The sequence below is a fragment of the Vagococcus sp. genome (assembly GCF_052102835.1).
GTDB lineage: Bacteria > Bacillota > Bacilli > Lactobacillales > Vagococcaceae > Vagococcus.
In genome coordinates this window covers 192,562-207,700 of the sequence record NZ_JBQEIL010000005.1, presented here as the reverse complement: position 1 = coordinate 207,700, position 15,139 = coordinate 192,562, and the positions used below count along the sequence as shown (strand labels likewise).

The window sequence follows — 15,139 nt, the reverse complement described above, 5'->3', positions numbered from 1 at the left end:
TTTTTCCGACAATTTCAAACCGCCATAAACCTACATTTTTAAACCGCTATTGACAATTGATAATAACTTCCAAATTCATCGCTCCTTCACTTCATTTTGGGTACAAAAATAGCACCTAACCTTTTTATTGGTTAAATGCTATTAGTTGATTATTTCGATTTCTTTTACTTCACTCTCATTAAAGCCAACATACTTATGTTTATCAGTTTCAATTGTAATTTCATCATAAAGTTCATCTTCTGTATCAAGTTTTCCTGTAAAAGTATTACAGAACCCTTCAAGAACTTGATTATCTGTGAATATTACCTTAATCCGCTTGCCTAAAAAACTTTCAAAATCCATTATGATTCACCTCTTTCTTTGATTGGTACAATGTGTGTTCTTTTTTTAGCGTGATGAATTTTAAAAGTACTTGTTTCTTGATTTCCCTTTAAACTGACAGCAACGCCTTTAAAATCATTCGCAATTATAAGCTCTGTATTTTTACGAGTGACACCATCTTTTTGCCTTTCAATAGTTCCAGTACCAGCATACTTATCAAATAAATCTTGCACATTCACATCATCATTAAAATAACTTTTACCTTCAGCAACTGTAGATCTCATATGCGGAGCTTGCTTATCTTGATTGATGACTGAACCATATCGACCATCTTTTAACCGAGATTTAACAAAGTAATTATCTTTAAGCTGGTCCCATCCGCTATCTTCATTATACTTCATTTCTTGAAATTTATCGAATGTTTCAGGTTTATCTTTACTCCCTAAAATATCTTTGTACTTGCCATATTGTTTTTTATCTGAACTTTCGTTACGTACTTTTTTAAGCATCACAGGATTAGTGTACTTATCCCTCCACTCGTTAAAGCTCATATCATCAACAAGCTTGCCTTTTCCAGTAATTGGATCTCGTGACCACCTCTTGAGACCAGGGAAATTAACAGATGGGACAGTCGTACAACGGCAATTAGGGTGACTATCGACAATAGGACGTTTCGCATTTTTTGAACCAACAATAAATGTTTGACCGTCAAAATTTCCGCATAACTCACATGTATGAAGTTCAAGCGTGGCAAGCCATTCATACTCTTTAACACCCTTTCGCTCATAAGCAAGCTGACTTGCCTCATCAGCTAAATGAGCCATTTCAGTTTGAACTAAAGTCGTCATTCTGTTTCTAAGACCCGAGTCGATATTTTTCATCATTGCTTTAACAGTTCTATCAACACCCCAACCGTTCGTCATACTGGCTGTTAACGTCTTATCTAACTTTTTAGGTAAGTCTCTAACATAATTACCCCAAACCTTGATGAGAAGTTACCACCTTTCCAACGAGCGTTTAAGGCTGTATCAATTTGACTAGTAGTTAGACCTGCGAAGTCACTTGTTAATGAACCCAAATCATCCAACTCATAAATGTTACGTAAATACGTCTCATGATATCCTTCGCCTAAATAACGTTCTAAGCTTTCTCTTTCGATGCTGGCATATTCAGCCATTCGATGTGCTATCTGTGCTTCAAGTAGCTCCAGCCGACTAATACGTGATTTATAATACTCTCTGTTTAGTTCTTGAGTATAACCACCAGCTTTAGCTTTACGCTTAAATTCATCAAGCGACATCTTCCATTTCTTTTGTTCGGTTTTACTTAATAATTCCTTTGCATCATCTTCACTGATACTATCATTCTTAGCATATTTTTTAACCCACGAATGAATCTCCTGATTAATTTCTCGCGACATCTGATCAATGCGTTTATCAAGTGTTTTGATGTATTCCTCATTGTCTTTCTCACGATCAATATCAATTTGAAGAAAGCGACGTTGCCAATATTTAGGCTTACTCATCGTCATCATCAACAATTGGATTAGTTACTGGTTTATAGTCATCTTCCATTCTAAAATCTTCAGTTAGCTCTTGATTAAGTTCCATAATCTCTTCTTGCCAATCACTCACTAAAGGATTAGATTTGGCAATCGCTGACTTACTAGTAACCGTTGATAACTTGCTGATAATGTCCGCTTTCTCTAAATCGTTATTGATGGATGTTCTAGTCCATGTTTGTTCGATAATAACGTCAGGGTCTTCACCTAAATAGATTAAAATAAACTTAATTAACTCAGCAAACCCTTCTCTAAATTCAGTTTCGAGCATCGAACATTTAAGCTCTAATAAAGAATAAATCTGCTTCAATGCTACACCACTATTGTTCTGACTGATATTTTTTTGCGGGTCCACACCTTGTCCCAAAACAAATATAGACTCACGAGTCATTTCTAAAATTTTAACTCTAGCTTCAATCGGGATATCAATCGCTAAAGTATCAATGCCAGACTTCTCGCCATCCCCGTCTGAGTCGATTTTAACCATCTTGTACTTTTTCAAATCCTCTAAAAACTCTCGTTTATCCTCACCACCGTAATTAGTCAGTACGAATATAATTTCTTGAACATCATCTAAATCATTAACAAATCCACTGTAAACTTTATCGTACACATCAACTAATCGCTTGATAGCGTCGAGGTCTGACATCTCTTGATTATTGTTTCTAAACGGAATGAATGGCACACGACCCCACTCATGTGTAATAAAATTTGAGTCATCGATTTTAGCATCTGTTGACTTGTCGATAATATCAAAAATTCTGTACTCGTTTAACTTACTTCCATCATCCATCTTTTTAGAAAAGGCCCAACAACCGACGTCATTCCAGTATTCGTAAACAACGATACGCTCAGATTGTTCATTCAACGTTTCATATACTCGTAGAACTGCTTCAAGCGTCTTAACACCTAAACGATTTGAATAAATTGGAATAATCTGTGTGCTTTCAACTTGCGAATATCTAAAGAACCCGTCAACGTTATCTCGCCAAACATGAACCCAACTTATTCCCGTATTACCAGCATCTACACATAAGTCTTTCGCCACTTTAAAATAGCTATTGCCTAATAATTTTAGGATGTCATTATTTATACTGTCATCTTTCACCTTGCCTTTTTTGCTGCTAAAAATTTGTTTGAACTTCTCAAAAAAGGTTAAATCTTTTTGACCATCATCAACGTCAAAACGAGGAGGAATAGACATCGCATAAGAAGCTTTTTGATTTAATAACAATGGATGCCAGCCGTGACTAATTCTATTATCTGCATTCCTTAATGGATTGTCATCATTTGAACGCCCTACTTTATCTAATGGATTTTTAGCAGATAAAATATCATTTTCGTTCTTATAATACCGTCTAGCAATTGCTGCTTTAGATTGAAATGCTGAAAGCTCTGCTTCTTTGTCCTTGATTAACTTTTTCATTTGTTCTATTTCCAAACACTTACGCCTCCTTTTTTCTTAGTCATAGTTTCTGCAATACCCGTTATCGCATTTTGTGCGTCATCGTGAGCGTTCTTTCCTTGCGCTTGATATGTCGTCATTGATTCATAATATTCAGGCCAACGTATTGACCAATCTGACGGAAAATAAACATTCTGTTCAATCCAGTAAGAGTTTGAATAAATACGAGAATTTTTATTATCTGATTGATGAAACCATACGACGGCTGTTGCAGACTTTCCTTTAATCTTTTCTCTCACATTTCTTGCAAAGCCTCGACCACCATTATTTGACTCGATACGAGCATGGTTAACTTTGTTGTTTATAAACTGATTAGCAACTGCTTTTTCGGTATATTCCATTGGCTTTTGAGTATAAATGATGTCAATCACTTCAATTCGACCGTCATGAGTTTCGCCCCAAACAATCGAACACAGATAATCCTTACCTTCATCTGCCGTATCTGTATAAGACCAAACTTTTTTGTATTCAGAACGAACATCATACGTTTTGAATGACTTGTAAAGCCGTCCTTCCTGGTCAATCGGTTTTTGTTGATAGTTTGCATTTGCGATTGATGGACCAATAGCCGCTACTCGTTTCTTATAATCTTCAAATGATAAAATACCTGAGCAAAGCATTTCGTTTGTTTCTTCATTCAGCAAAGCTTTTCTCTTAAAAATACGGAGTTTATAGCCCACCTTAGGCATTTCATCAATGATTCGACCAGCCAAATCTTTAGAATGCCAACGTGTCATAATTACGACTATTTTCCCGCCTTTTTCCACACGTGATAACATTTGTTTAGTGAACCAATCCCATTGCTTTTGAAGCGATAACTCATTAGTTGCATCCTGAATGCCTTTGATGACATCATCAATAATCAACCAGTCAAAACCTTTACCAGTTGCTGAACCATTTGGTGATGTCGCTAAATAAGACAACTTAGCACCTTGAAGCGCCCATCTTTTAGCCGCCGATGAGCCATGCTTCATTTTGGCATTCGGGAAAACATCCGTATAAACAATCTGATCGTCTGTCACGCGTTCTTCAACAATCATGTCACGTACTTCTTTAGAAAAGTCTGTTGCCATCTCTTCGTTATAAGAACCAGTCGCAAAACGTAATTTAGGATTGTTACCAAGCCCCCACTCAACAAAGCGACCTGCTGTTAACGACTTACCATGACGAGGCGGGACGTTGATTAAAAGAATATCCTCATCAGACTTCTGAAACTCTTCAAACTCATGACAAAGCTCTTTTAAATAATCTCTATCATTCTTGTAAACTTCTGGAACCGTCAATTGACAATAAGAAAAGAAGTCATCGCGTGCATTACGCAATAACTTCTCTCGCTCTAATTCTTTCAATTCCTTTAATAATCGATACTCAGCAACTTTATCCATCATCATCACGAGGAATCGCTAACTCTTGTTTTAACTCATCAATCCGTTGTTCTAGCTCTTCGTCTGTCAATCCATCCGCATTCGTATGAACACGAGCTTGAATTTCATGAACATCAACCGCTTTATACCCCGCCCTATCCAATAAATCTTTCGCTGCATTAATTCGATCCGCATCTTTTGACTTTGGATTATTGACCACTTGAGATAAAATCCGACGCGCATCAATCGCATCGTAGAAAAACTCACGCTTTAGCTCTTTTTCAAGTTGTTTTTCTCTGAAATCCAAATATTCAAGAACTATAGGATTTTGAAGGAGTTGATAGGCCTGAGACGATGCAGATTTAAAACTGTATCCAGCACTAATCGCGGCCTGCGTAGCATTCTTTTTTCTCAGTTTCAAGTATTCATCCACAAATAGTTTTTGTTGCCTTGTAGGCTGTCTCATGACTCTTCACTTCCTTTCTTTCCTTTTCTTATTTACCATGAAACTACTAAGCACGAAGAAGTTGAAGGAGTCTTTCACTTCCTTTTCATTTTATTTTTTGGGTTGCTTAGCAGTTTGATAGTAAATAAAATACCAGGTAGTTTAGTTTGTCCGGAGAGACATTACTACCTGGTAAAAGTTAAATTAACACTATTAGAATAACCTGTCATAAGCAATAACAACATAAGATATATGAGAGTACATTTATGATACATTTTAAAATAAACGCAACTGACTATCAGTCTTTATCTTAGCTGAATAATAATCTATCTCTTCTCTTTTTTTCATTCTTTCTTCCCGATTAGATTCATAGTCATCAACAAAATTTAAAATACCTCTAACCTCACTATGCTTTTTTCTAATATACGATGCACTGTAGCCAGTTACTTCTGCAATTTCTTCTAAAGTTAAATTATTAATATATTTTAATTTCACTATTTCATTATCAAGCCCTGAAAATGAGTCAATCAACAATAGTAGTTCTGACCGTTGATTATCCAAACGCTCAATCTCATTTTCTATCTTTTCAATATTATCTTCTAATGTTGATGATCTTGAATTTCTATCAATTTTTACTTTCGCCAAATCCCCTTCAACCCATCTATTTAATTCTAACTTTGATTTATTGAGATTCCATTTTAAATAAAGAATTTGTTCATCCAGCTCTTGATAATCTTTTAACCACTGAAATCTCATATTAACACTCCCATCACTCATTTAATTCTTCAAACAATATAGCGTAATCATCAATATCAAGCTTTTTAGCAATCTCATCAACTTTTTTTAACGAAACATTCAACTTATAATTAATTGCTAAACTAGTGTTTCCTCCGACGAGATGTCTCCATGACATCTGTTTATTTTTCCTATGCCAATCAACATTAGTCCAAAATAATTTTAGAATGTCATCTGACATGTAATCACCTCACATTTTCTAAATAAGCATTTTCTAAATAGTTCATAAACATTATCATTTGATTGATCACTATTTAAACGGTACACACTTTTATAAAAGGACATACTTTGTACACACTTTAAAAATCAAAGTATGTACCGTTTAAAGCCTACTCTCCCAACGATTACAGACAAAAGTACATACGGTACACACTTTTTTGCCTTATATACTATATATATTATTATTAATATATTCTTTATTTTTTTTATAAATAAAAGAAAAAAGTATGTAAAGTATGTACTATACTATATAAAACTATATGTACCAACGGTTTGACCGGTACACACTTTCGTAAAAAAAGTATGTACTAAGTGTGTACCTTTGTCAAAAGTATGTACCGCTATTTTTCGACTAAATTATAAACAAATAATCTTCTGCCCATCATTTTTTTTTGGACTTTCTCATATCCCATCGATTTCAACCGCTGCGTAAATTTTGTTTGGGAGAAAGGTTTTGAACCAGCTTCATCACAATATTTACAATACTCTTCGTAAACTGCTTTAGTTATCATCTGTTCATCAATACCTTCTTGAATTGTAAAACCCAAAATACTATTAACTGTTACCGAAAAATACTGTCTAGGATCATATAATTTTGAATACGGATTGTTCATTGAACCAACAATCGCATTAATCACTACTTTATATGCTTCTTTATTTTCAATTACCTTTTTATCATGTAACTCTTTTACTCGATGTTTTTCTTTAATGGCTGAACTTATAAAATTGTTGTTCACCATAATTGACGTAAAGAACGACTTTGCATCGATATGTAAAAACAATCCCTCTTTATCATATTTTTCTTTAGCTGCATGAACCCCACCAAAACCATAGGTATGTGTTAATCCAGCAACTGTCATTTTAAATCGATTCTTGATTAAATTATTATCTAAAGTATTTTTGTATTGTTCTATGATTTTTTCATAGAAATCAATTAACCTTTCAGGTAGCTCATTTTTTGGAACCTTATCACTAATCTCATACATTAAGTAATTAGCTCTATTCGGCTGTTTTACGGCTCCTAAAACTTCGGCTGATATATTTGCCCTAGTTCGACTTATTAAGCTTGGTTTAAGCTTAAATTGCTTTATAATCTCTAGTTTATTCTCAAAGTAATCTTCCCTTTTATTAAAAATGAACTCACAAATCTCAACTCTTACTTTGCAATAATCTTTAATTGTTTTGACATTCATATCAAACTGGTTAATAAAACCTATTTCTTCAATTGTTTTGTTTCCCAACTCCTGGGATAAATCCATGTATAAAAATTGATTCAAATACTTGCTCTTACCTTTAGATGAAACTAAAGACAGTTTTTTAATATCACCAAACGATATTAACCATTGAACAGACTCAAGAGCCTTGTTTAGGCTCTCGACATCTGTATAATAATTTATTTCATTGTTTATTTTCAGTGCGACCATAAAATGATCGTCACGTTGGTACAACCAATAAATGGCCATCATCATTCATCACATCCTAAAACGGAATATCTTCGTCTGAAATTTCGATTAAATCGCCAAGTGAATTTGGTGCCTCATCTTCATCATCGTATTCCTCAAAATCAAAGTTACGATATGGTTCTTCTGGTTTCTTTTTATTTGGACTAGATGTCACTTTAAGAATATATTGACCACCTACTGCAGCTTGGAATGCTTCGACTAAAGTAATTTCATCTTCCCAATCATCATCAGATAATTGTACTCCAGTAACTGATGCTAACTTAGCTACTAATTTAATATTTTTCTTTAACACAAATTCTGGTGTACTATCAGCAAAAGACATGTTTACAAATTCCTTTCTTCCAGCTGCTTCACCTATTGTTACTTCATTTTGAAAAGATAAGCACTCCCAACCACTATTAAAAACTTTGTGTTCCACTTTATTAAGTACTACGTCATAATCACCATCAGGAAGATTTTCAAAACCTCCAGCATTTGGATTGTCTGTTTTTGGATTGAAGTCCGCTAGTGTCTCATTCATTAAATCTCTTAATCCCATTTTTACATTACCTCTTTCATTAGTTGTTTTAGTGTTTTCTTTTTCTTCTTAAAGTTAAATCTGTGGTTTAATTCGCTTTCCAGTCCCAGCAGTATTTGGTTTGACTGTTGATGCCTCTTGATTAACTGGAGCTGTCTCTTTTCTTTCTGACTTAGGTTTTTCTTTTTGTTCAGAAGTTTCAGTTGGCTCTGAATTTTTGTCAGTTTTTGTTTCTTTTGGTTCGCTTTTATCAATGGGAGTTTCTTCTGAAGCTGCTACAACATCTTCTCGTTTTTCAATTTCTTTAACGATGGCTTCTTGTTGTTTTTTAGTCGTTTTGGCTGATTTACCAAATACACCAGTGATTGTATCTAACAATTTAAGAATATTTTTATCATCTACTTGATCACGCATATAATCTTTACGACGTGCCTTAACAACTCGAATATAATTTTTACCTACTTTTTTACATTGGATAGATAGGTCACAGTTACCATTAACAATATTTTGGTGTTTCTCTTTTAAAGAAGGGATGTCAATTTCTGTCTGACCTTCCATTTTTGATGCATTACGAGAAATATAAATCACATTCATTGGTAAAGACTTTAATTCAATAACCAGCGATTGAAATACGTTGGTAAATGCTGCATAACCTTTCCCATAAGGAACATCCCCTAATGTTTCAACACCTTCTTTGTCACAGATTGTCTGTTCAATCATCACGACAATATCATCAATTACATCCAGTACGACTGTTTCATAAGTATGTTTTTCTGTTTGTAAAGCAGTAATGAATTTATCAAGTTGCTCTACTACACTTCTTTTAATTTTTCCATTTTTGTCTTTGATGTTTCTCAATTGAACAGATGGAACTGTATTAGCTTCTGCGTTTCCGTCAGTATTAAAGACTAATACATTTGGGAATTGAGAAGCCAAGAACGACTTCCCACCCATAGTTGGTCCCCAGATAAAAAAGTTACGTGGTGTGTCTTTTGGTGTTTGCGGTTTGTTTGGTGGTAAAATACTCATTCAATTACACCCCACTTTCAATAATGTCTTTACTACTGGTAAATGTTTGAACAACAGTTAGTTCAAAATAATCACCAGCATCTTTATGTGTCTTTTGATCAATTTTAGTGCTAGTTACTAAACCAGTTGATTTTTCTTTAATTTCATCAACTTTGTCCTTAGCTTCCTTTTCAGTTGTTGCATAATATTTTGTTGTTGTTTTTAATGGTCTAATCATTTTTAATTCTCTCCTTTAATTTTAGATTCTGTAATTCTGATAGATCCTTTTATATTTGACTCTTTAAGATACTCATTGTATGTATCAGGTTGTTCTTTCTTTAACCTGGTACTATCAACTGACTTTCTTATAGTTGGAAGAACTCGAGTAATGACAATCTTTCCTGTATCAATTTTTTTAATGTCATTCTCTTCCATTTTTTTGTACAACTCTTCTTTAAATTGTTTTTGTTGAGCTTCAATTATTTTCGCTTGTTCTTTGAACGAAACAATCTGAACTTCAAATCGTTCAACTCGAGCAACAATTTTATCAACATCATTTCCGATGGTATAATACTCTGTTTCTGTCATTTTAGGATTCTCTTTTAAATACATGACACGAATCCAAAATGTTTCAATAGCATCAAGAATTTTTTCAACTTGTTCAGGATCCTTATCCACTTCTTTAATTTTTAGTAATGAAGAATCAAACTCTAAATCAAAATCATTCGGTCTGTGATACATAGCTAACCAACCATAATCACAACCCGTTTGATGCATATACAACTGCATTTGAGCTTCATACACTTTTTCAGTTGGTGATGCTCCATGTGTTTTAATTTCAAGAATAATTTTATTTTCATCATCGATACCATCAACGTTTGAACGAATACTATTTTCTTCATCAATAAAAGTATCTTCATGAAATTTAAGACTGTTCATTGTATTAATATATTCTCTAATAGTTGGCTCCATCTGATTACCAAATTTTATGTAAGGATTGCTAATAAATTCTGGTTTAACAATGCCAGCTTTTTCTTTGGCCAACTCAAACTGTGTTTTATATTTTGATAATCCTAAAATGACTGGTACATCTGAACCACCGACATAAACATCACGTTTTTCTGTTACATTTTTATCTGCTTTTTCTAGTCCGAACATTTAGTTCCCTCCTTAATCACAACTTGCGTCTGTTTGCCATTCAAGATGATATTCATTTTCGCCAATCTTTTCTAATCCAAAATGATACAATCCATAACCTGCTGGATGATATCCAACTTTCGCACTGACTTCCGCTATCAAATCTTTATTTTTTTCAAAAGTGCCTGAAATTTCAACATCAGCTGTATGATCAATATCAAATCTCCCAAATTCTCTTTTGTGATTTTTTATTTCAATAATTTCAAAACTCATTTATAACTTCCTCCTTACAATTTAGTTTTCATATATAATTCTTCTGAAAAATCTTCTTTACGTTCTAACGCTTCATAAATACTTTGTTCAATCGTATTTTGAGTATTGAACCTGTAAACAGTCACTTTCTTATCTTGGCCATTCCTATAAGCCCTACCTAAAGCTTGACTGTAGTCCTGGAAAGCTATACGTTGGTGTGTAAAAAATAACGATGTTTCCATATTGCAATTCAATGCCTGCACTACCTGCCATGTACTGGACAAAGGTCACACTATTCTTTAAATCTTTCCAAGTTTCTTTTTTTGGTAAAGATGAATTTTGACCATTCACTTCAAATATTTTTTTGTTCTTGATAACTTTCTTCATGGCATCAATTTCATCCTGGTAGTAATAAAAGATGATGATATTGTTTGATACTGCTTCACACATCATTTGAACGTAATCAAGCTTGTCTTTTTGATTAGCATACTTTCTTAACCCATGAGCTAGTTTTGATGGTGTATCGTAATCAACATCATTTAATACTCGATGTTTGGCTAAATCTACATAGTCCTTTGTCGCCTTAAATTTGATGTCTTTAAAAATTAATGGTGGCAAGTCTAATACATCATCTTTACTAATTGAAATTGTAAAAGAATCATATTTTTGTTGAAGAATCTCTTCATGTTTCCACCCTTCAATTTTTGGAATACGTCTTTGGCCGAGAAACATCGTTCCCCATTCGGCATGTTGATCATTCATTTGTTTTTTACTCTTGAAGTAACCAAACATAATAAAGTAGTTGTAAGTATCTTCCCACCCGTTACTTGCCGGTGTTGCCGTCAACAATTGAAAATGAGTTGATTGTTTTGTTAGTTTTAAAGCAGCTTTCCCACGTTGGCTAGTTGGATTTTTAATATAATGAGCTTCGTCAAATATCGTGAACCAACCTTTATATTTTGAGTAATCACTAGCAAGTTTTCCAAAACTAAGTTGTTCAAACTCAATGCTTATTCCATAAAAATCACATACGGCTTGTAAATCTCTAATCCATCCACCTTCTTTTATCTTTTGAGGTGGAGCGACTATTAATAGTGGTTCTCCATTAGACCACTTGAGGTATTGATGAATGGATGTGATAGTTTTACCAGTACCAGTATCAAGTGCAAATAAGTAATTACTATCTGCAATATCCATTACTTCTTTTTGAAACTCATATAACATTTTCATGTTTGAGCATTGTGGAAACTTCTTCCACACTTCTTGCAACAAAAGCAATCCCTCCTGTATTCTTAATCTGTCTTATCTTACTTTTTTGCAGTTCGCTCACAACTCCACCTTTTTCTCTTTTAACTTCAATGCCAATAAATCGGCCATTCACACAAGCTAAAATGTCAGGTGTCCCAGCTGGTTGATACATAGATCCATGAACTTTTAAGTAGTAAGCTCCTATTGAATCAAGATATTTTTTTATTTTATTTTCAATATTTTTTTCAGTCATCCAATACACCTTCTTCACTCATTCTTAATAATGCTGTTAAAAAACTTGCAAATGTTCCATCAGGAATATCTCCCGAATTATCTTCACCTCGTCTAGCTTTGCACCCAGAACAATCACACTCATCGTTTATTGTTTTTTTAAAATTATCAAAGTCCATCCCTGTTCTGTCTTCGAACTCCTCTTCTAAGGTTGAAATACATTCAAACAGTTCCACAGGATTACCCATTGAACCTGTCATTATGACATCTTCTTCAAGATTGACTGCCAAAACAAGTGAAAATCCTTGTTTCTCTGCCTCTGCAACTAACTCCTTTGTTAAATAATCAATCATCTCTAATTTGTTTTCTTGTGTCATATTTGATACACTCTCCTTGAGTTTAATATTTTACTTTGACTGATTTAGCTTGCCGGCGAATCAGTCTTTTTTTGTTCATAAGCAATTGCTACATTTTCTGCATACCTGATTTGTTGATCTATATACACATCTCCATCAGAGCCTCCCGAAGCACGCCAATCACTTATACGTTGATTTACATCCATCAATACTTTTATAGCTACGTTTCTTGGAAGACTAGATGTTGCTTTTAAAATTCGTTCCTCTGGACTCACTCTTCCTCACTTCACCATTCGCATCTGTACTTTTATAAAGTAATTTCAAAAGTTCTCACTTCCCTTCTTTCCTAATCGCAAATCTCATCGACAAGCTAAAGACAATGTATGCTGCTAAAACTAAACTGTTAAACATCCATGTTTCAACATTACTAAAAAAGTAATACGTCTTAGCACCAGCGAAACCAATTAGTAATAAAAACAACCAATGCGCTATTTTTTCAACTTGATACAAATTCATACTTTCCCTCCTACATAGTGTGCTCTTCAATAAACTTATCGATGTCTTTCGTATCAATCCGAAAGCACTTATTAATTTTTGCAATCGGTAAGCCCTCAGCCACCCATTTGTCTAAAGTCGGTGCCGATATATCCGCATAGACACAAGCATTTTGCTTATTAAGATAGCGCGAACGAACTGCATACTGTTTTTCTACAAGTCGTATAGATTTATCAACTTGAGAAGTTATATTCTCCATCAACAGTTCTGTAAATTGATCACTAATAATTTGCATGATTAAACCTCCTAATTTTTAATACTGCCAGACATATAAGCAGTTGAAAAATCCAATTGTTTTACTAACCAAACTTGATATTTTTTCTTCTCAACTTACTAACTTTCTCTCTTTATTTGATATACTCACTATAGAAAGTGAGGTGAAAATAGAATGGCAAATCAACATGTTACTCGCAACACTGATGGAACTTGGAATGTGAAAGGTGCTGGAAACTCTAAAGCAACAAGTATTCATAATACCCAACGGGAAGCACAACAAAGAGCTCGAAAAATAGCAATCAATCAAAAATCTGAAGTTGTAATTCACGGTGTAAATGGTCAAATCAGGGCGAAAGATAGTTATGGTAATGATCCACATCCACCAAAGGGTTAATCATATTTAGGCGTTAAAATAATTTGATACCCTTCTGCAGAAATCGCTTCTGTCAAAGTGATTTCTGCTATTTTTTCACCATTTTCACTTTTGATAACTAATTTTGAATACAAATCTCCATTTATAATTTGTTCTTGCTCCATTTTTAAACCTCCTTTTATAATCCATACATTCTTAATATTGCATCAATAATTTCAGTAGCTTTTACTGATGTATCTTTACCATTAATTATGTTTGAAAATTGGCTCTTGCTAATTTTGAAACGTTCAGCGAGCATTGCATATGTTAAAACTGGTGATGTTTCAACATACTTCTTAATTTTTTCTCTATCTTCAAATGTGATTTCTGCAATTTCTGTCATTGGATCGCCTCCTTACTTTTTCACCTTCACTAGTGTTAACGAAATGAAGTCCGTTTTTGTAAACCCTAAATCATAAACAAATTTCACAACTATTCGTTAAACTATGTTGACTATTTTAACATAGAGTGTTAAAATAAAATCATAATTAAATAAGACATAAAAACATTGATTTAATCACTCTCTTGGCGGATAGCGTTTATTAATCAGTCTGGTTTTTTATTGTCTATTTAGTTGTGAAACTTGTTTACAAGAATTATATTAACACTAGATGTTAAATTCGTCAACCTGTTTTTAACACTATTTGTTAAATATTTTTCTTGAACGAAAGGAACATTGATATGACTACGTTTGAGAGAATAAAAAAGTTAGCTAAAAAGCAAGGTAAATCACTAAATATAGTAGAAGAAGAATTAGGTTATGGTAAAAATGTGCTTTATAGACTAAAGAATACAAATCCTTCTGCAGAAAGGTTGGGAGAAATTGCCAACTATTTCGACGTATCCGTCGATTACTTGCTTGGACGTACTGAAACCCAAACTACGCCTAAGGCTCCTGAATGGGCAACACAGGAAGATGTTTTAGATTTAATGGATATGTTAGATTCGAATGTTAACATGGCATATGGTGGTGAAGAATTAACCGAGGAAGAAAAACAAAGAGTTAAAGATGTTTTAACTGGAATATTCTGGGAAAAATTACAAAAGAAAAAAGGTCTGTGATGTCACTTGAGAAAAAATGTTGAAATGGCTATCCACTCACTTTACGGTATAGCTAAAACCTATAATCCATTTGTGATTGCTGAAATATTGAACATTGATATTCATTATGCTTCTTTCAATCGCAAGCCACTTGGTCATTGTTCAAAGATATTAAAAGAAGCAGTTATACTTCTTGATGAGTCGCTACTAGATAGTAATCAAAAATATATCGTCTGTGCGCATGAACTCTTTCATGCCATTAACCATCAGGATATTTCTAGTTATTATTCAATTAGTAAAAACACAAAAAGTAAAATGGAACATGAAGCAAATGAATTTGCTGTTGAATTAGTTAAGATGATGTTTATTGAAGAACATGGCTATATGGCCACAAATTATAAACAATTAATGGAATTTGGTGTTAATGAAGAAATGTTAGAATATTTATAAATAAAAAAAGCCTCACCAGTGTTACAGCACTGATAAGGACCTCTGGTAAAATAATATACGTTATCGAAAATATTATAACATAT

At 33.6% G+C, this 15,139-nt stretch carries 24 protein-coding genes and 1 pseudogene; 3 read left to right on the top strand and 22 right to left on the bottom strand.

Annotated features, from left to right (window positions below):
* Positions 1-141 precede the first annotated feature (141 nt).
* From ACTJFD_RS07050 to ACTJFD_RS06955, 20 genes and pseudogenes are all read right to left on the bottom strand, one after another.
* The gene (locus ACTJFD_RS07050; protein WP_442260631.1) at positions 142-342 is read right to left on the bottom strand and encodes a hypothetical protein; all 201 of its coding nucleotides are present in this window, start codon (positions 340-342) and stop codon (positions 142-144) included.
* A complete protein-coding gene (locus tag ACTJFD_RS07045; RefSeq protein WP_442260636.1) occupies positions 342-1,310 on the bottom strand; it encodes a polymorphic toxin type 50 domain-containing protein in 969 nt (322 codons plus the stop codon). Before ACTJFD_RS07045 ends, ACTJFD_RS07050 begins: the two co-directional genes overlap by 1 nt.
* A complete protein-coding gene (locus ACTJFD_RS07040) occupies positions 1,265-1,846 on the bottom strand; it encodes a hypothetical protein (RefSeq protein ID WP_442260630.1) in 582 nt (193 codons plus the stop codon). The genes ACTJFD_RS07045 and ACTJFD_RS07040 overlap by 46 nt, the downstream gene beginning before the upstream one ends.
* Positions 1,839-3,323: a phage portal protein gene (locus ACTJFD_RS07035; protein WP_442260629.1), complete on the bottom strand. Its 1,485-nt coding sequence runs from the start codon at positions 3,321-3,323 to the stop codon at positions 1,839-1,841. Before ACTJFD_RS07035 ends, ACTJFD_RS07040 begins: the two co-directional genes overlap by 8 nt.
* Positions 3,314-4,738, bottom strand: coding sequence for a phage terminase large subunit (gene terL / locus ACTJFD_RS07030; RefSeq protein ID WP_442260628.1), 1,425 nt, complete (start codon positions 4,736-4,738; stop codon positions 3,314-3,316). Before terL ends, ACTJFD_RS07035 begins: the two co-directional genes overlap by 10 nt.
* On the bottom strand, positions 4,725-5,177 hold the full coding sequence (locus ACTJFD_RS07025; RefSeq protein ID WP_442260627.1) for a terminase small subunit: 453 nt from the start codon (positions 5,175-5,177) through the stop codon (positions 4,725-4,727). Before ACTJFD_RS07025 ends, terL begins: the two co-directional genes overlap by 14 nt.
* 255 nt (positions 5,178-5,432) lie before the next feature.
* Positions 5,433-5,912, bottom strand: a complete 480-nt coding sequence (locus ACTJFD_RS07020) for a hypothetical protein (protein ID WP_442260626.1) — start codon at positions 5,910-5,912, stop codon at positions 5,433-5,435.
* 13 nt (positions 5,913-5,925) lie between these two features.
* Complete coding sequence (locus ACTJFD_RS07015) at positions 5,926-6,132, bottom strand: hypothetical protein (protein WP_442260625.1); 207 nt, start codon at positions 6,130-6,132, stop codon at positions 5,926-5,928.
* Positions 6,133-6,511: 379 nt separating this feature from the next.
* Positions 6,512-7,639, bottom strand: a complete 1,128-nt coding sequence (locus ACTJFD_RS07010; RefSeq protein WP_442260624.1) for a primase-like DNA-binding domain-containing protein — start codon at positions 7,637-7,639, stop codon at positions 6,512-6,514.
* Between the two features lie 10 nt (positions 7,640-7,649).
* Positions 7,650-8,171, bottom strand: a complete 522-nt coding sequence (locus tag ACTJFD_RS07005; protein WP_442260623.1) for a DUF669 domain-containing protein — start codon at positions 8,169-8,171, stop codon at positions 7,650-7,652.
* A 54-nt stretch (positions 8,172-8,225) separates the two neighbouring features.
* Positions 8,226-9,179 (bottom strand): AAA family ATPase, encoded by a 954-nt coding sequence (locus ACTJFD_RS07000; protein WP_442260622.1) that lies wholly within the window; start codon positions 9,177-9,179, stop codon positions 8,226-8,228.
* 4 nt (positions 9,180-9,183) lie between these two features.
* Positions 9,184-9,396 carry a hypothetical protein gene (locus ACTJFD_RS06995; RefSeq protein WP_311980442.1) on the bottom strand — a complete coding sequence of 71 codons (213 nt, stop codon included), beginning with the start codon at positions 9,394-9,396 and terminating at the stop codon, positions 9,184-9,186.
* Positions 9,397-9,398: 2 nt separating this feature from the next.
* Entirely contained in the window at positions 9,399-10,316 is a 918-nt protein-coding gene (locus ACTJFD_RS06990) for a YqaJ viral recombinase family protein (protein WP_442260621.1), read from the bottom strand.
* A gap of 12 nt (positions 10,317-10,328) precedes the next feature.
* Positions 10,329-10,568 (bottom strand): hypothetical protein, encoded by a 240-nt coding sequence (locus ACTJFD_RS06985; protein WP_442260620.1) that lies wholly within the window; start codon positions 10,566-10,568, stop codon positions 10,329-10,331.
* 14 nt (positions 10,569-10,582) lie between these two features.
* A pseudogene (locus tag ACTJFD_RS06980) lies at positions 10,583-11,771 on the bottom strand (SNF2-related protein).
* Positions 11,761-12,048: a VRR-NUC domain-containing protein gene (locus ACTJFD_RS06975; protein WP_442260619.1), complete on the bottom strand. Its 288-nt coding sequence runs from the start codon at positions 12,046-12,048 to the stop codon at positions 11,761-11,763. The pseudogene ACTJFD_RS06980 and the gene ACTJFD_RS06975 overlap by 11 nt, the downstream one beginning before the upstream one ends.
* Positions 12,041-12,403, bottom strand: a complete 363-nt coding sequence (locus ACTJFD_RS06970; RefSeq protein ID WP_442260618.1) for a hypothetical protein — start codon at positions 12,401-12,403, stop codon at positions 12,041-12,043. The genes ACTJFD_RS06975 and ACTJFD_RS06970 overlap by 8 nt, the downstream gene beginning before the upstream one ends.
* A gap of 44 nt (positions 12,404-12,447) precedes the next feature.
* On the bottom strand, positions 12,448-12,657 hold the full coding sequence (locus tag ACTJFD_RS06965; RefSeq protein WP_442260617.1) for a DUF6877 family protein: 210 nt from the start codon (positions 12,655-12,657) through the stop codon (positions 12,448-12,450).
* Positions 12,658-12,712: 55 nt separating this feature from the next.
* Positions 12,713-12,898: a hypothetical protein gene (locus ACTJFD_RS06960; protein ID WP_442260616.1), complete on the bottom strand. Its 186-nt coding sequence runs from the start codon at positions 12,896-12,898 to the stop codon at positions 12,713-12,715.
* Between the two features lie 10 nt (positions 12,899-12,908).
* A complete protein-coding gene (locus ACTJFD_RS06955; protein ID WP_442260615.1) occupies positions 12,909-13,172 on the bottom strand; it encodes a helix-turn-helix domain-containing protein in 264 nt (87 codons plus the stop codon).
* A 153-nt stretch (positions 13,173-13,325) separates the two neighbouring features.
* Between ACTJFD_RS06955 and ACTJFD_RS06950 the strand changes: the two genes are divergently transcribed.
* Entirely contained in the window at positions 13,326-13,547 is a 222-nt protein-coding gene (locus ACTJFD_RS06950) for a DUF2188 domain-containing protein (RefSeq protein ID WP_442260614.1), read from the top strand.
* Here the strand turns inward: ACTJFD_RS06950 and ACTJFD_RS06945 are convergent.
* Both ACTJFD_RS06945 and ACTJFD_RS06940 read right to left on the bottom strand, forming a co-directional pair.
* Positions 13,544-13,690, bottom strand: coding sequence for a hypothetical protein (locus ACTJFD_RS06945; RefSeq protein WP_442260613.1), 147 nt, complete (start codon positions 13,688-13,690; stop codon positions 13,544-13,546). The genes ACTJFD_RS06950 and ACTJFD_RS06945 overlap by 4 nt on opposite strands.
* A gap of 14 nt (positions 13,691-13,704) precedes the next feature.
* Positions 13,705-13,908, bottom strand: coding sequence for a helix-turn-helix domain-containing protein (locus tag ACTJFD_RS06940; protein ID WP_442260612.1), 204 nt, complete (start codon positions 13,906-13,908; stop codon positions 13,705-13,707).
* 338 nt (positions 13,909-14,246) lie between these two features.
* Between ACTJFD_RS06940 and ACTJFD_RS06935 the strand changes: the two genes are divergently transcribed.
* A complete protein-coding gene (locus ACTJFD_RS06935) occupies positions 14,247-14,627 on the top strand; it encodes a helix-turn-helix domain-containing protein (protein WP_442260611.1) in 381 nt (126 codons plus the stop codon).
* 6 nt (positions 14,628-14,633) lie between these two features.
* On the top strand, positions 14,634-15,056 hold the full coding sequence (locus ACTJFD_RS06930) for an ImmA/IrrE family metallo-endopeptidase (protein ID WP_442260610.1): 423 nt from the start codon (positions 14,634-14,636) through the stop codon (positions 15,054-15,056).
* Positions 15,057-15,139: the final 83 nt, after the last annotated feature.

What these genes read in the sequence shown, in the direction of transcription:
- ACTJFD_RS06995 (WP_311980442.1), bottom strand. Translation starts at nt 9,396, where the DNA reads ATGATTAGACCATTAAAAACAACAACAAAATATTATGCAACAACTGAA.
- ACTJFD_RS06990 (WP_442260621.1), bottom strand. Translation starts at nt 10,316, where the DNA reads ATGTTCGGACTAGAAAAAGCAGATAAAAATGTAACAGAAAAACGTGAT.
- ACTJFD_RS06970 (WP_442260618.1), bottom strand. Translation starts at nt 12,403, where the DNA reads ATGACACAAGAAAACAAATTAGAGATGATTGATTATTTAACAAAGGAG.
- ACTJFD_RS06950 (WP_442260614.1), top strand. Translation starts at nt 13,326, where the DNA reads ATGGCAAATCAACATGTTACTCGCAACACTGATGGAACTTGGAATGTG.
- ACTJFD_RS07025 (WP_442260627.1), bottom strand. Translation starts at nt 5,177, where the DNA reads ATGAGACAGCCTACAAGGCAACAAAAACTATTTGTGGATGAATACTTG.
- ACTJFD_RS07000 (WP_442260622.1), bottom strand. Translation starts at nt 9,179, where the DNA reads ATGAGTATTTTACCACCAAACAAACCGCAAACACCAAAAGACACACCA.
- ACTJFD_RS07050 (WP_442260631.1), bottom strand. Translation starts at nt 342, where the DNA reads ATGGATTTTGAAAGTTTTTTAGGCAAGCGGATTAAGGTAATATTCACA.
- ACTJFD_RS07005 (WP_442260623.1), bottom strand. Translation starts at nt 8,171, where the DNA reads ATGGGATTAAGAGATTTAATGAATGAGACACTAGCGGACTTCAATCCA.
- ACTJFD_RS06940 (WP_442260612.1), bottom strand. Translation starts at nt 13,908, where the DNA reads ATGACAGAAATTGCAGAAATCACATTTGAAGATAGAGAAAAAATTAAG.
- ACTJFD_RS06935 (WP_442260611.1), top strand. Translation starts at nt 14,247, where the DNA reads ATGACTACGTTTGAGAGAATAAAAAAGTTAGCTAAAAAGCAAGGTAAA.
- ACTJFD_RS07020 (WP_442260626.1), bottom strand. Translation starts at nt 5,912, where the DNA reads ATGAGATTTCAGTGGTTAAAAGATTATCAAGAGCTGGATGAACAAATT.
- ACTJFD_RS07040 (WP_442260630.1), bottom strand. Translation starts at nt 1,846, where the DNA reads ATGAGTAAGCCTAAATATTGGCAACGTCGCTTTCTTCAAATTGATATT.
- ACTJFD_RS06955 (WP_442260615.1), bottom strand. Translation starts at nt 13,172, where the DNA reads ATGCAAATTATTAGTGATCAATTTACAGAACTGTTGATGGAGAATATA.
- ACTJFD_RS06985 (WP_442260620.1), bottom strand. Translation starts at nt 10,568, where the DNA reads ATGAGTTTTGAAATTATTGAAATAAAAAATCACAAAAGAGAATTTGGG.
- ACTJFD_RS06945 (WP_442260613.1), bottom strand. Translation starts at nt 13,690, where the DNA reads ATGGAGCAAGAACAAATTATAAATGGAGATTTGTATTCAAAATTAGTT.
- terL (WP_442260628.1), bottom strand. Translation starts at nt 4,738, where the DNA reads ATGATGATGGATAAAGTTGCTGAGTATCGATTATTAAAGGAATTGAAA.
- ACTJFD_RS06960 (WP_442260616.1), bottom strand. Translation starts at nt 12,898, where the DNA reads ATGAATTTGTATCAAGTTGAAAAAATAGCGCATTGGTTGTTTTTATTA.
- ACTJFD_RS07010 (WP_442260624.1), bottom strand. Translation starts at nt 7,639, where the DNA reads ATGATGATGGCCATTTATTGGTTGTACCAACGTGACGATCATTTTATG.
- ACTJFD_RS07015 (WP_442260625.1), bottom strand. Translation starts at nt 6,132, where the DNA reads ATGTCAGATGACATTCTAAAATTATTTTGGACTAATGTTGATTGGCAT.
- ACTJFD_RS06975 (WP_442260619.1), bottom strand. Translation starts at nt 12,048, where the DNA reads ATGACTGAAAAAAATATTGAAAATAAAATAAAAAAATATCTTGATTCA.